We start from the raw sequence: 244 nt of genomic DNA, 5'->3' as shown, positions 1-244 counted from the left end.
GTCATTGTATTTGGTTCTTGAAATCGGTTGACGCCAAATCTGAGAGTGTAGACCTCGAAGTTCATAGTGAGTGATCCCACGTAGTAGTTCGTTACCCTGCTCATCAAACACCGGTTGCTCGTTCTTGCTCTTATCTGCATAGCGCCCAATACGATAACCATCGATGTTCATCGCACAAAACATGGTCGTCACAGTCTGCACGATCGCGACGCGTTGCTTGGCTTGAAGGGTTTTTTGACCGCTT

1 pseudogene is annotated in these 244 nt (G+C 47.5%); it reads right to left on the bottom strand.

What is annotated here, in order from left to right:
* Positions 1-244: pseudogene (locus AACR11_RS15805) on the bottom strand (hypothetical protein); the annotation flags it as partial.

Origin of the sequence: Vibrio sp. L85, assembly GCF_963871815.1 — a bacterium.
Lineage (GTDB): Bacteria > Pseudomonadota > Gammaproteobacteria > Enterobacterales > Vibrionaceae > Vibrio > Vibrio harveyi.
This window is presented reverse-complemented; position numbering and strand designations above follow the sequence as displayed.